The 14,885-nt window shown below is 47.6% G+C and carries 12 protein-coding genes; 11 read left to right on the top strand and 1 reads right to left on the bottom strand.

Annotated features, from left to right (window positions below; genetic code table 11):
• Nucleotides 1-7: 7 nt before the first annotated feature.
• The 11 genes from L3D05_RS13365 (at nt 8) to L3D05_RS26740 (ending at nt 13,736) form a co-directional block, all read left to right on the top strand.
• A complete protein-coding gene (locus L3D05_RS13365) occupies nt 8-1,597 on the top strand; it encodes a response regulator transcription factor (protein WP_239616555.1) in 1,590 nt (529 codons plus the stop codon).
• Between the two features lie 112 nt (nt 1,598-1,709).
• On the top strand, nt 1,710-3,242 hold the full coding sequence (locus L3D05_RS13360) for an ABC transporter substrate-binding protein (protein ID WP_239616554.1): 1,533 nt from the start codon (nt 1,710-1,712) through the stop codon (nt 3,240-3,242).
• 182 nt (nt 3,243-3,424) lie between these two features.
• Nucleotides 3,425-4,345, top strand: a complete 921-nt coding sequence (locus L3D05_RS13355; RefSeq protein ID WP_239616553.1) for an ABC transporter permease — start codon at nt 3,425-3,427, stop codon at nt 4,343-4,345.
• A gap of 15 nt (nt 4,346-4,360) precedes the next feature.
• A complete protein-coding gene (locus L3D05_RS13350; RefSeq protein ID WP_239616552.1) occupies nt 4,361-5,251 on the top strand; it encodes a carbohydrate ABC transporter permease in 891 nt (296 codons plus the stop codon).
• A 30-nt stretch (nt 5,252-5,281) separates the two neighbouring features.
• A complete protein-coding gene (locus L3D05_RS13345) occupies nt 5,282-5,947 on the top strand; it encodes a GDSL-type esterase/lipase family protein (RefSeq protein WP_239616551.1) in 666 nt (221 codons plus the stop codon).
• A 43-nt stretch (nt 5,948-5,990) separates the two neighbouring features.
• Nucleotides 5,991-7,070 (top strand): serine hydrolase domain-containing protein, encoded by a 1,080-nt coding sequence (locus tag L3D05_RS13340; protein ID WP_239616550.1) that lies wholly within the window; start codon nt 5,991-5,993, stop codon nt 7,068-7,070.
• A 45-nt stretch (nt 7,071-7,115) separates the two neighbouring features.
• Complete coding sequence (locus L3D05_RS13335) at nt 7,116-9,944, top strand: alpha-L-rhamnosidase (RefSeq protein WP_239616549.1); 2,829 nt, start codon at nt 7,116-7,118, stop codon at nt 9,942-9,944.
• 27 nt (nt 9,945-9,971) lie between these two features.
• Nucleotides 9,972-11,048, top strand: a complete 1,077-nt coding sequence (locus tag L3D05_RS13330; RefSeq protein WP_239616548.1) for a family 43 glycosylhydrolase — start codon at nt 9,972-9,974, stop codon at nt 11,046-11,048.
• A gap of 16 nt (nt 11,049-11,064) precedes the next feature.
• Complete coding sequence (locus L3D05_RS13325; RefSeq protein ID WP_239616547.1) at nt 11,065-12,342, top strand: glycoside hydrolase family 1 protein; 1,278 nt, start codon at nt 11,065-11,067, stop codon at nt 12,340-12,342.
• Nucleotides 12,343-12,433: 91 nt separating this feature from the next.
• A complete protein-coding gene (locus L3D05_RS13320; RefSeq protein WP_239616546.1) occupies nt 12,434-13,180 on the top strand; it encodes an SGNH/GDSL hydrolase family protein in 747 nt (248 codons plus the stop codon).
• Nucleotides 13,181-13,517: 337 nt separating this feature from the next.
• Nucleotides 13,518-13,736 carry a helix-turn-helix domain-containing protein gene (locus L3D05_RS26740; RefSeq protein WP_369417975.1) on the top strand — a complete coding sequence of 73 codons (219 nt, stop codon included), beginning with the start codon at nt 13,518-13,520 and terminating at the stop codon, nt 13,734-13,736.
• 31 nt (nt 13,737-13,767) lie between these two features.
• On the opposite strand, the gene L3D05_RS13315 is transcribed toward L3D05_RS26740, so the two are convergent.
• Entirely contained in the window at nt 13,768-14,754 is a 987-nt protein-coding gene (locus L3D05_RS13315; RefSeq protein ID WP_239616545.1) for an AraC family transcriptional regulator, read from the bottom strand.
• Between the last annotated feature and the right edge of the window lie 131 nt (nt 14,755-14,885).

Below are 14,885 nucleotides of genomic sequence, written 5' to 3'. Positions count from 1 at the left end.
TTATCTCATGAAACAGATTTTGATCGTTGACGACGAACCGCTCGCCATACGGAGCGTAATGAACGCGGTGGATTGGGAAGGTATCGGCATCTCCAAGGTCTTTACCGCGAATAATAGCAAGCAGGCAAGGGAAGTTTTCGCGGATCACTCCATCGATATCATGCTTTGCGACATTGAGATGCCCCATGAAAGCGGCATCGAATTATTGGTTTGGGTTCGAGAACACTCACCCGATACGGAATCCATCTTCCTGACATGCCATGCCGATTTTACTTTCGCCCAGAAAGCGGTACAACTAGGAAGTCTAGATTATCTGCTGAAACCTATTCCACCTGATGAGCTCGAGAGCGCGATCCGAAAAGCAGTCAACCAAATTAACGAGGAGCATGAAATTAAGCAGCACAGTGAGTCCTGGGTGAAGCACCACCCATTGTTTATCGAGCGGTTCTGGACGGATATCGTCAATCGGTCAATCCCGTCCAATCTTTCCGCGATTCGCGCCGCGGCGGAGGAGAGGAATATCTATATCCCGGAAGATCAACATGTCCTTCCCCTACTAATTCATGTGAAGCGTTGGCATAAGCCGTTAAGCTTGCGAGACGAAAAAATCCTGGAATACGCGTTGATAAATACGTTGAAGGAGATGATAGAGGGGCACGGGAGAAACGCTGGGGTCGTTCCGATGGAAAGAGGCCAGCTGTTGGCCGTTCTGTCAGAGTTAACGACAGACACGACTACACTCAAGAAAATGCTCGAATCCTATATTTCCTCATGCCAAAAATTCTTTTATTGCGATATGACGTGCTATATCGGTACGATTGGCGACTTACATGAACTTCCGGAAATCACGAACCGGCTCGTCCAGCTTCAGAAGGACTACGTGACATCCGAAAATCAAGTTCTCCTGCTTCAGGGTAGCAGGACGGATACAGGGACGATTCCGCGTCCGGACATGAAACTTTGGAAGATAATTCTTGAGGAAGGCGCCAAGATCCGAGCGCTTCAAGAGATTCATGAATATTTGGACAAGCTGCGTACTGCGCCGCAAGTGTCTTCAACGTCCCTCAATCAGCTCGTTCAGGATGTTCTCCAGATCGTATATTCCATCCTGCAAGAGAAGGGCATTCAAGCGCGTCAGCTGTTCCAGGACCGGTTCTCGATCGAATTGCTGGAGCGAGCGGCCATATCGGTCACGGACTTGAAGCAATGGGCTGACCATTTAATCGATAAAGCACTCAGTTATGCGGCCGAGTTGGAGGAATCCGGTTCGGTGGTCGACAAAGTCAAAGCTTACATCATCAAGCATATAGAACAAGATCTGAATCGGGAGAACATCGCCGGTTCCTTCTATCTGCATCCGGATTATATTAATCGGCTGTTCAAAAGGGAGACAGGGGCGTCCATGACTGAGTTTTTGCTCCTCGAACGGTTGCAGATGGCTATTGAGCTGCTGGAGAATACTGAGCAACCGATTACCGTAATCGCGGCAAATATCGGCTACACGAACTTGTCCCATTTTGCCAAAATCTTCCGAAAGCATACCGGCTTGAATCCGAACGAGTACCGGCATCTAAAGAGGAAAGTCTCAGATCAGTAAGTCGAAAAAGTGTTGTTCTTAGGTCGAAGTTCGAGCGGTTCCCCTCATGAAAGCGCTATATGATGGAATCAGATTCAAAGAATCCAATTCGTTTATGGGGGTATCTTATTTTATGAGTAAGTGGAAAAAAGCGGCTAGTCTGGCCTTGGTTGCAAGCATGATATGGGTATCCGCCTGCAGTAAGAGCGACAAGAACGATTCTACTGCTACTGGATCGGCGGCGCCAAGCTCGTCCGCGGCGGCGAGCACCGATTCCGGTGAAACGTATGAAGTCGTAATGGGATATCCGTTGCTAGGGCCTGTACCCAAGGATCTCGGAGAAGTGGAAGCCGCCATTAGCAAAATAACCAAAGAAAAGATCAACGTTACGGTCAAGCTGTTGGGCATTCCGTTCGGCCAATGGTTTCAGCAGCAAAACCTGATGCTGACAGGCAACGAGAAACTGGATGTTATGCTTGCGGACTTCAACACATACGGCGGAATGGTGGCTGCTAAACAGCTGGCACCTTTGGATGATCTCCTTAATGAGCAAGGGCAAGGGATTAAGGATGTATTGGGAAGCAAGCTGGACGTTGCGCGCATCGACGGCAAGATTTATGCTACGCCAGTGAATCCATTGCCGCTTGGCGGAACGGCGATAGTCATGGCAAAAGATATCTTGGATCAAGCCGACATCGACATCAGTACAATTAATTCGACGAACGATCTGGATCAAGTCTTTAAATCGGTGAAAGAGAAAAATCCGGCGATCATTCCAATTGCGGCTAATCCTCAAGGATCGATGCCTTTGACCACGTTATTCGATACACTTGGTAAATTCGATTCCTTGTTGGACGGTCTGGGCGTACTCGATTCTTCGGATTCCAGCATGAAAGTAGTAAACTTGTACGAGACTCCGGAATATACGGATGCCTTGAGAAAGCTGAGGAGCTGGTATCAAGCGGGTTATATTTCGAAAGATGCGGCTACAACGAAGGTCACCGGTTCGGATCAGATCAAAGCCGGAAAGGCACTAGCTACTGTCGCCGGTGATCAACCCGGCGTTGAGAAACAGGCAGCGGCAGGCACCGGAAAAGAAATGGTTAAGGTTACCGCTCAAAAGCCGCTTCAGACGACGCAAGGTGTCCTGGGTCTGATATGGGCGATTCCGGCCAACAATTCCAAAAATCAGTCCAAAGCGATGGAATTCTTAAACTTGACGTATACGGATAAAGACATCATCAATCTGATTAACTTCGGCATTGAGGGCAAGCATTACACCAAGAAAAGCGACAATATCATCTCCGTACTCCCGGGTGACGGCTATTCTATGCACCAGAGCTTTATGTTCGGAAACGTACAATTGACCTATTTGACCGATTTGGAAGACCCAACCATTCGCGAACAAGGGAAAGCATTCGAAGAGACGTTTGTAGACTCGAAAGCGCTAGGCTTTACGCCTAATCTAGACGCCGTTAAGACAGAAGTTGCAGCGGTCAAGAACGTAACCGCTCAATTCGTACCAGCACTGGAAACGGGCAGCGTAGATCCGGACAAAATCCTTCCGCAATTCATCGAGAAACTTAAGGCTTCAGGCATTGATAAAATTGTTGCCGAAAAGCAGAAGCAACTCGACGCATGGTTGGCTGCAAGCAACAGCAAATAAAGCACTGATCAAGCAACGATCGCTCACCAACAAATGGGGGGAGCGATCGTTTTTTGTTTTTCAAAAAGTCGAAATTGTGTTGTTGCGAAGTCGAGCGAACGGTAGTGGGGATATACCCATTCTTTTAAGATAGGAAGAGAGATTAAACAAACCGACAAGTACAAAGCTGGAAGGAGTTCCTTATGCAGAACAAGACGTTCAAGAGATACAAGACTTATTTGCCTATTATGGTAATGATGCTACCCGGCATGATCTACCTGCTAATCAACAATTATTTGCCCATGGCGGGACTGGTCATCGCTTTCAAGAGCATCGACTATTCCAAAGGAGTCTTTGGAGGCGATTGGAACGGGTTTACCAACTTCAAGTTCCTGTTCCGGACAACAGATGCTTACATCATCACTCGTAACACTCTTTTGTATAACGCCACTTTTATCGTGTTAGGTACTATTTTATCGTTCGGAGTCGCGCTCCTGCTCAACGAAGTGAAAAACCGTTTCATGTCGAGGTTTTATCAGACCGTCATCCTGTTGCCTTTTCTGATCTCAATGGTCATCGTAAGCTATCTGGTATTTGGATTCCTCGGCGAAGGACAAGGTTATGTGAACAATACATTGCTGCCGATGCTTGGACTTGACCCGATCTCATGGTATATGGAGCCGAAGTATTGGCCCTATATCCTCGTCCTAGTGAATTTGTGGAAAACAATCGGATTTAACTGCATTATCTACCTGGCTGCCATTATCGGCATCGATCAAGAGTATTACGAAGCCGCCACTCTGGATGGAGCGAGCAAATGGCAGCAAATCCGCACCATTACTCTACCGCTTATCGCACCGATTATCGTGATTATGACTTTACTCGCTGTCGGCAAAATCTTCTACTCCGACTTCGGACTGTTCTACCAAGTGCCTCTAAACTCGGGCATCCTGTACGACACGACGAACGTTATCGATACGTACGTGTTCAGGGGACTACTTCAGAGTAATAATATCGGCATGTCAGCAGCGGCAGGGTTCTACCAATCGTTGGTCGGTTTTAGTCTCGTTATTCTGACCAATTATACGGTCCGTAAATTCAGTAAAGATAATGCATTATTTTAAGTCGAGGTGAGAAACGTGAATCAAGCGAACCGAACATGGCAATGGATCTCCCACACTTTCCTAGCCGTCCTGAGCATCCTGTGCATTATTCCATTCGTTCTTCTATTCTCGGCCTCTCTGAGCTCCGAGGACTCCATTCTTCAGAACGGTTACTCCTTTCTACCGAAAGTTTTCAGCTTTGACGCTTATGAATACTTGGCGAGCAGCTTCTCCGTCATCGGTCGGGCATACGGTATCACCGTCATCGTGACAGCGGTCGGAACCACTGTCAGTCTATTGATGACCGCCATGCTCGGGTATGCGTTGTCCAAGAAAGACATGCCAGGTTACCGGGTGTATACGTTCCTCGTATTTTTCACCTTGCTGTTCAACGGGGGACTTGTGCCGACTTATTTGGTTTATACTCAGCTCTTCGATATCAAAAATACGCTCTGGGCTCTTCTCTTACCCGGACTTCTCATGAACGGATTTAATGTCCTGCTTGCCCGCTCGTTCTTCATCAACACGATTCCGGTACCGGTCTTGGAATCGGCTCGGATCGACGGAGCGGGGGAATATCGATTATTTTTCCAAATGGTACTGCCGCTGTCATTGCCCATTATGGCCACCATCGGCTTGTTTACCGGAATCATGTATTGGAATGACTGGAATAATGGACTGATTTACATTACTGACCCACAACTATATAGCGTTCAGAATCTGCTTAACCAGATTATGCAAAATATCGAAGCGCTCAAATCAGCCAACTCTGCCTACGGATCGGCTTCCGCCAACATCAAGGATTTGCCAGGAGAAACCGCGCGTATGGCCATAGCTGTGATCGGTATCCTTCCGATTATGATCGCGTATCCCTTCTTTCAACGTTACTTCGTAAAAGGTATCGCGGGGGGAGCCGTTAAAGGTTAAATCGTTTATTAAAAATCCGGAGGCGTCAAAATGAGCGACAAAAATTTCGATTTCGAACAACACATTGCTATAATTAAACCTTTTCTCGAAAACGTGCAAAAACAACGCTTAGCCACCTTCTTTGGTTTGAATCCCATCGCTAAAAAACACGGGATCGTATTTATCGGAGACTCCATTACGGAAGGATTTTCGATTCATGAAATGCTCGATTGCAAGAAAGCGATGTATAACCGGGGCGTAGGCGGATACAAAACAGAAAACGTATTAGCAAATCTAAAGCACCTTGTCTACGATCTGGAACCGGAAAGAGTATTTTTGCTAATTGGCACCAACGACTTAGGCGAAGGTAATGAACCTGAAGAAATCGTCAGCCGCATTGAAGAAATCATATCGAGCATTCAAACCACGATTCCAGACATTCACATCTTTGTACAGTCTGTTTACCCAGTAAATAATAGCGAGGAAGCGAATACTTTGCCGGTTCCTATGGTAGGGCCGCGTACGAATGAAAACATCATGAATATGAATCAGTCCTTAAGAGACAGCGCTCAAAAGTTGAATTTCAACTATATAGATCTGTATTCCAAATTGCTGGATGAAGATGGTCGGTTAAAAGTCGACTTTACTTTCGATGGTCTTCATTTGAATATTAAAGGTTATGAAATCGTAAGCCAGGAAATCGATAAATTCTTGTAATTTCAACACAGTCGAGGAATCCCCATATTACGGAGGTATTCAATTGGAACGATTAACGTCTCAACTGGAAAAGTATGTAGCGGACAAGGAAATCGCTGGCGCTTCGCTTCTGGTAAGAAAGAATGGAGAAAAGGTCTTTGAAACTTATAGCGGATACGCGAATTTGGAAACTCAGGAGCCGGTGACGGAATCTTCGATTTTCCGTCTCGCGTCGATGACAAAGCCCATAGCCGCGATCGCCGCTATGATTTTGAAGGAACGGGGCCGACTGTGTCTCGGGGATAGCATTGCCAAATACTTGCCCGATTACGAAGATAAAAGGGGAGTTACCGTTCTAGATTTGTTGAATCACAGCAGCGGACTTGGTCATGGGCCGAGTAGTCAGGAATATGTCGAGAAGTGCTTCGATCCGACCGACAAGTTAGCGGAGCGTGTTCATAAATGGGCGGGAATGCCGCGGGATTTCGAACCGGGAACGGGGACCGGCTATAGCGGGATCGTAGGCTTCGACATTTTGGGACGAATCATTGAGGTCGCTTCCGGAAGCGACTTGCAGACCTTCTTCCGAGAGAATATATTCGAACCGCTCGGCTTACGGGATACCACTTATTCGTTAACTTCGGCACAGGCGGAGAGAGTTGTTCGTCTGTATGAAGCGGATAACGGCGAACTTCGCGATGTAACCGAATCGGAATCGATGTGGCCGACGGTCAACGCGATGCTGAACGGGTATTATTCTGCTGGAGCGGGCCTTCTCGGTACATTAAGCGATTACGATAAAATCGTGCAGTTGCTGGCTGGTGAAGGAAGGTACCAAGATCTTCGCCTATTACGGGAGGAAACCGTTCATCGGATGTGCACGGAGAGTTCCAACCATAAGAAGGAGTTTTTCCCGGGTTCGGTTTGGGGATTGGGAATGGTGGTTTACCGGGCTCCCGAGTTGATGGGACTACCTTTCTCTTCGGGAGCATTCGGCTGGAGCGGTGCTTACGGTACTCATTTCTTTATCGACGTCCGGAAAAACATCCAAGCGATCCTCATGGTTAACCGATCTAATATCGGAGGTGCCGGTTCCTACGTTTCCAGACAAATCGAAAAGCTTATCTACGAGATTTACGGCTAGTCATTTTACAATAAGAGGAAGTGAAATCCATTGAAGATTATCCGAATGAAGACCAATCGCATCGTCAATCCATTGGGTTTTGAGCTGGGAAAGCCTCATCTTTCCTATGTGGCATGCGAGACGCCTGCCGCCAAACAAATCGCGGCACGAATCGAAGTATCGCTTAACGCACAATTTGAGCCCGTTTTCTTCGATACTGGCCGATCCGAAGAGATTAATAGTCTCGCTTACGAGATTCCGTTCCCGTTGGAACCGAGAACCCGGTATTATTGGCGGGTCACAGTCTGGGCGGACAACGGCGACGTTGCGACGAGCGAGGCCGCATGGTTCGAGACGGCAAAGCTCCAAGAAAGATGGGAAGCGGATTGGGTCGCGCCGAAAATGGATAACAATATTCATCCTGTAATCGGCGCGGAGTTCGTCTTGTCCAAGGAAGTGAAGAGCGCTCGGGCTTACATTTGCGGTCTGGGTTTATACGAGATGGAACTGAACGGCAAAAAGGTCGGCGAGGAGTACTTGTCCCCCCATTTCAACGCGTACGACAAATGGCTGCAGTATCAAACCTATGACATTACGGAAATGCTTCGGCCGGGAGCCAACAGCGTCGATGTTCTACTTGGTAACGGATTATACAAAGGACGTTTCGGATTTAACGGAGGAGAGAGCGATATCTATGGCGACCGGTTCGCCTTGCTGTGCGAGATCGTTATCACGCATCCGGATGGCACCGCGACTCTCATACGTTCGGATGAGACTTGGCGAGCGAAGATGAGCCGGATCGTGGAAAGCGGCCTCTATGACGGAGAGTTTTACGATGCGACGCTCGCAGATGATGCCCTCTATGGCGTAGAAAAGATTGATATCGGATATGAGCGGCTTCATGCAAGAAAAAGTCTTCCCGTTATTATTCACGAGATTCTTAATCCGATCGAGGTTATTATCACGCCTTCCGGCGAGACTGTATTGGATATGGGTCAAAATATGGTTGGATGGGTGCAGTTCCTCAACCGTGCACCTAAGGGGGCGGAAATCCTCTTGCAGTACGGTGAGCTCCTTCAGGACGGTAATTTTTATCGGGACAATCTCCGTTCGGCTAAAGCGGAATTCCGATACGTTTCAGGTGGCGAAGAAGGTTGGGTAAGGCCTCATTTCACGTTCTACGGATTCCGTTACGTGAAGGTTATTGGCTGGACCGAGGCGCTCGATCCGAAAGACTTTAACGGATGCGTGCTCTACTCCGATATGGAGCAAACCGGTAACATCGAAACAAGCGATCCTCTAGTGAACAGGCTGTTCCTGAATGCCTTATGGGGACAGAAAGGCAATTTCCTCGACGTTCCGACCGATTGTCCGCAGCGCGATGAGCGGATGGGGTGGACTGGGGATGCGCAGGTGTTCGCGGGAACCGCTTCGTTCAATATGGATACGTACGCCTTTTTTGCAAAATACGGTTACGATCTCTGGCAAGAACAAGCCGCGTGGGATGGCCGAGTGCCTTATGTAGTTCCCGATGCAACCGTACATGAGGGTGGCTCGAGCGCGTGGGGGGACGCCGCAACGGTTATTCCTTGGACGGCCTATCTTCACAGCGGGGATCCTGCGATACTTGAACAGCAATTCGAAAGCATGAAAACCTGGGTAGACTATATCAAGCGGATCGACGATGCTTCCGGAGCAAGAAGACTTTGGTCGGAAGGCTTCCATTTCGGCGATTGGCTCGCATTGGACGGCGTAGGTCCGAGTTCTCCTATTGGAGGCACCGAAACGGCATTTATATCATCCGCTTACTATTGTTATTCTTCTATGTTGGTTGCCAAAGCCGCCAAAGTACTTGGAAAGGCAGCCTTGGCCGACTTCTACGAAGAGCTTTCCAATGATGTTAAGGCAGCCATCCAAGCAGAATATTTTACTCCGAACGGTCGTTTGGCGCTAGATACACAGACAGCGTTGGTCGTCGCGCTCTTCATGGATTTGTCTCCGGAGAAGGATCGTGCCAAGATAGCAAACGCACTGAAGGTACGGTTAAAGAAAGATCATAACCACTTGAAAACCGGGTTTGTCGGTACTCCTTATCTGTGCAGAGCGCTTTCGAAATCCGGCTATCCGGACTTGGCATATACGCTACTGTTGAATAAGGATTATCCGAGTTGGCTGTACGCGGTTACGATGGGGGCAACGACCATTTGGGAGCGTTGGAATTCGGTGCTGCCGGACGGCAAAATCAGCGGAACGGATATGAACTCCCTGAACCACTATGCTTACGGTTCTATTGTGGAGTGGATGTACCGTTTCATGGCGGGGATCAATCCAGTAGAAAGCAAGCCCGGGTTCAAGCACGTGCGTCTGTCGCCGCAACCCGACTTCAGGTTGCAATACGTCAAAGCATCCCTTGAATCGGCCGCAGGACTCTATGAGAGCGGTTGGGAATTAAGCGAAGCGGGGAAATTGAGTTTCCGGTTCGTCATCCCGTTCGATGCTACGGCTACGGTCGAGCTGCCGGATGCCAAGCTAGAGAATGTTCGAGTGAACGGCATGCCGCTTCAACATATGGCGATTTCCGCCGAGCAAGACGTTAAAGGGGTCCTTGCCGAGTTGACTAGCGGAACCTGGAAGTTTGCCTATATACCGGAAGTCGAATACATCAAGTACTGCAGCTCGCAAATGACATTGATAGATTTGTTGCGGATCGGAGAAGCCAAGAAAGCGTTATTCGATGTCTTGCCCCATCTGGAACAGTTCCCGCAAGATATGATCTCGAATTTGGGCACCAATTCCCTACGCGACTTATCGACCAAGGCATTTATGAAAATTCCCGCGGAAGCACTGGACGCTTTGGATATCAAGTTGAAATCTATCAAAAATCTCGCTGATTAAATCATCTTGAATAAATAAATTAGATTTTTGAAAGAGGAGACAAAGGCTATGCAACCAAACTATAAATCCATACATCCGGGGCAGGTATGGCTAGATACGGAAGGCAAGCGAATCCAAGCACACGGAGCCTCCATCTTCTACGAAAACGATACATTCTACTGGTACGGCGAAAATAAAGAGAAAACGACTCCTGGAAGCGGAATTTGGCATTGGGGCGTAAGGTGTTATTCTTCTAACGATCTTTATAACTGGAAAGACGAAGGCATTATTATTCCTCCGGTTGAAGACGACATCTCATCTTCTCTTCATCCGACCAGCTGCATGGATCGACCGCATATTATCTTTAACAACAAAACTCAAAAATATGTTTGTTGGATAAAAATTATGGAAAAAGACCATACGCAAACGTTAACGATTATGACGGCAGATCATTTGTTGGGGCCTTATACAATTGTTAAAACAATATATCGCCCTTTGAATGTAAGCGCAGGGGATTTTGATCTGGTTGTGGCACCTGACAATAAAGCCTACTACTATTTCGAACGAGTACACAGCGAATTGATTTGCGCGGATCTCACCGAGGCTTATACGGATGTAACGGGGTATTATTCTACACACTTCCCGAAATTCCATCCTCCATTCGTGAGGGAAGCTCCGGCATATTTTGAACGCAAAGGCATTCATTATCTAGTGACTTCGGGTTCGACCGGCTATCATCCCAATCCCTCGGAAATCGCTTGTGCTCGAACCTATCACGGTCCGTTTGAGATTCTGGGAAATCCTCATGTAGGCGACATGACGAATACCTCTTTCCGTTCCCAGATTTCCTCGATATTCAAACACCCGAGGAAGAAAGATCTTTATATCGCGTTGGCAGATCGTTGGATTACCGATGAAGCCGGCTATCTTCCTTATGAAGAGATAAGGGATATATTCGATTGTATCTTTGATCACGATAAGGAAAATCCCCCCATCCCGGAGAACGGATATAAAGTTGACGAAAACACCTATAAGGCGGATTATGTATGGCTTCCCTTCCGTTTTGACGGAAAGATGGCTTATCTGGATTGGAAAGAAGAATGGCGAATTGAAGATTATGAATAATTCGAGGGGGGATCATATGGAATTCGTCTTTCCGAAACCATTTATCTGGGGCTCGGCGACAGCGGCTTACCAAGTCGAAGGGAATAACGCGAATAGCGATTTCTGGGCGGAGGAACATGCCGAAGGGTCGCCATACGCCGATAAGTCCGGCGATGCGATTGACCATTACCGGTTGTACCGGGAAGATATCGCGTTAATGGCGAGTTTGGGGCTCAAAGCTTACCGGTTTTCGATCGAGTGGGCAAGAGTGGAGCCGGCGCCGGGTCAATTCTCCATGTCGGCTATCGCGCACTACAGGGACGTGCTTCATGCCTGCCGCGAGTTCGGTCTTTTGCCGGTCGTCGCCCTGCACCACTTTTCTTCGCCGCAATGGCTGATGAGACTGGGCGGATGGGCTAGCCCGGAAGTCCCGGAATTGTTCGCCAGATATTGCGAGGTTGTCTTCCGCGAATTGGGAGAACTGATTCCGTACGTGCTGACATTCAATGAAGTCAATTTACCGACCATGCTTCGCGAAATTTTCTCGAAGATCGGCATCGTGCCGCCGGTCGGCATTGACGCTGCGGCTTGGTCGGCACCCAAATGGAGAGAGTCCGCGGCCCGGTTATGCGGAACGACGCCGGATCGGTATGTCACCTTCCATATGATTTCGGACGAGTTCACCATCGGGTTGCTTAAAGAAGCGCACCGCAAAGCCAGGGAAACGATCAAACGCCTGTCTCCCGAAACCCAAGTAGGCTTCTCTATGGCGCTATCTGACATACAATCGATTGCAGGCGGAGAAGCGCTGGCAGAGGCGAAATGGCAGTTGGTCTTCGGACAATTCGCGTCAATGGCAAAGGGAGACGATTTCTTCGGCCTTCAGAATTACACGAGAGAAGTGTATGGACCCGAAGGTCAAAGGGCGCCGGAAGAAGGTGCCGAACGGACTCAAATGAAATACGAATACTACCCGGAAGCGTTGGAACAGGTCGTTCGCAAAGTCGCCCAAACGCTGCCGATCCCGATTTTCGTAACCGAGCATGGCGTAGCGACGGACGACGATGAGCGGCGCGTTGAATTCATTCGGCGGGGATTGCTTGGATTGCAATCCTGCATCAAGGCAGGGATCAACGTAAAAGGATATTTACATTGGTCGACCTTCGACAACTTCGAATGGAACTCCGGTTATGCAATGAAATTCGGGCTGATCGCGGTAGACCGGACTACGCAGGAGCGGAAAGCGAAAGAGAGCGCACGGTATTTGGGTCGGATCGCCCAAAATGGAGGGATAGACCATACGGACCTTGTTTAGAACGCCAACGGAAACAGCGGATTCGTTTATGAAAATCGCTCATGAGACGAATCCGTTTAATGGGAAAAGGCCGGAACGTTTTATTAGGATTATGCAAACCAATACGGGGTTTGTTTCCCCATTAAATCCTTACGGTTTGGATGAGGATGGGTTAGAAAGGAAAAATCCGTTGGTTGTCGCTTTAGGCGATAGCGTTACGGCTGGACATTTTGAATTTACGATTCCGATTGAAGAATTAATGGCCGGGTTTAAGAACAATCCCTTTGATCCATCCAATCCTGTTAAGCCTGATTTGACCCATATCGAGATTGTAGATGCAAGAGAGAGTTATATTGAGTATTTCCGGCTAAAGCTGATTGAAAAATTTGAGAAGACATCATTAAGTATTATCAACAGCGGAATTGCCGGAGACACCATATTTGGCATGCGCGCAAGGTTGAAACGGGATGTGATCCGTTATCAACCGGATTTGGTTTTGATCAATGGCTCTTTGAACTGGAACAATGCATTCGGAAATAAAGGCAAGTATAAGGATGAATTAAGATCGGTTATAAAAGAAGTCAAGAACGATACACTCGCGGATATCATCTTGCTTACGCCAAATATGATGTGCGATAATCCGTTAGCTGGAGGTCAAATAACGATCCTACCGGAATTGGTCGATGCAATTAGAGAACTCGCTACGGAAGAGGATTCGTGCCTTGCGGATACGTATGCAATTTGGGAAGAGTATGTACATAAGGGTTTTCCGTTAAGCGCGGTTTTGGCTAATGGAATTAATCATCCGTCTGTTATCGGTCATGAAGTGTATGCAATTTCATTGATGAAGTTGATCTAGTAAACTATGAGATGCACTTAACTTTTCCCGCAAAAAACGATATTCGATAACGAATGAGAGAAGGGACTATCCATTGGTCATGTAAAATGACTTTTGAACTGCCCTCCGTCAAGTAGACAGTACAAATAATAAAACGTAGTTAGGCGGCCTTAGTCCTGAATTCCATCGGACTTAGGCCGTTTAGTTTTGCCTGAAATCGCTCGTAGCGTAACACGATACACTTAATATTGTAGTGTATAACGCTACATTTACGAGAGGGGTCATTAAAATTAACCAGTAGACAGGATCGACTGGCCATCCTGGTACTTATGTTCGTCAGATTAGCATTCCCTCAGGTATGACCATGAAAGAAGCCGCCAAACGACTTGGAATCGGTAGGCCGGCATTGTCAAATTTTCTGAACGGAAGGTCATCCCAGTCCCCAATAAAGATTGACTTCCCTGGGTGCGACTCTGCGTATCGCAAAGGTAGTCCGTACAAGCGAAAAATTGGCGCGGAAAGAAGTCAAAGAAGAGATAAGATCGTCACCTGGGGTCAGAAAGGTCGGGAGGAGTGACGATCATTTTTTGTGCTGCGAGTATAGCGATTTATGCTTGGTGCCTATAAAATCGTCTGTATTCGGAAGGCGTCACCACATGCCTTTCCTTAAAGTGCTTATAGAATACCGTTATGTTGGAATAACCGGTCTCGTAAGCGATATCTCCAATGGGCATATTCGAATATTTAAGGAGCATGGTCGCTTCTTTGATCTTGAGATCCTGGACCATCTTCGTAAATCCGTATCCGAGATGCGTCTTCAGCAGACCGCTGAGATAGTTGGGGTGAAAGTTGAAGTGATTCGCCAAGGAATCAAGCGTGAGCTCCTTGTAATGGTCGTTGATATACTGGATGATTTTGGTCAGCGGAGATTTCGATGCCGAGCCTTGGCGCCGGAATGCATCGGATTGTTGATATTCTCTCATGAGTTCGGTAAACAGGAGGATGATATGGCAATTGATCGCCTCTTCCGAGCCTAAAGTCCGATCGAAAAACTCGCATAGAGCTTGTTCCATATAGGAGCGGGATTTCCGGTTCGTCGACGAACGAAAAACGATATAGGTGTTGTTCTCTTGGCTTCGATAAATGGAGTTGACCAGAAACTCGGACATCAAGTCATTGCCGGACAACCGCTTGATTAAATCGATATCGAAATATCGCTTGCTCATCAAGAAGTTGATGACGATATCGTTGTCACCCGGTTTCTCGACAGAGTGGACGACGTTGGTATCCATAATGCAGAATTCGCCGGAAGCCAGAAGGACCTGTTCGCCGTTAATCGTCTGACGGCACTCGCCGGAATAAACAAAGATCATCTCCAAGAAGTCGTGCCGATGCTCCGGAACCGCTACATGACGAGGATGCTTCGAAAACGATAAGTGTTCTCCCGGGTGCAAGAATTCCAAGATCGTGCTTATTCCATTGACCTTGGGCAACGTCTCTTCGTAAGCGGAATAGATGTCCATGGGGGAAGCCAATGCGATTCGTTCGATCTCGTTCCAATTCCTCAAATAATCGTCTAGTTCGCTCGTATTCATTCTGAATGTTCCCTCCCAGTCTTCCTTATTCTAACACCTTAAAATACGATAAAGAAGATCTTAGATAGAAGAGTAAGAAATTTATTCGTTGTGAGGTAAAGTAAGTGTGAAGGCGTTTTCAAACCTACATT

This window comes from Cohnella mopanensis, assembly GCF_022352055.1.
Classification (GTDB): domain Bacteria; phylum Bacillota; class Bacilli; order Paenibacillales; family Paenibacillaceae; genus Cohnella; species Cohnella mopanensis.
Note: the sequence above shows the minus strand (reverse complement) of the source record. Positions and strands in the feature narration are given on the sequence as shown.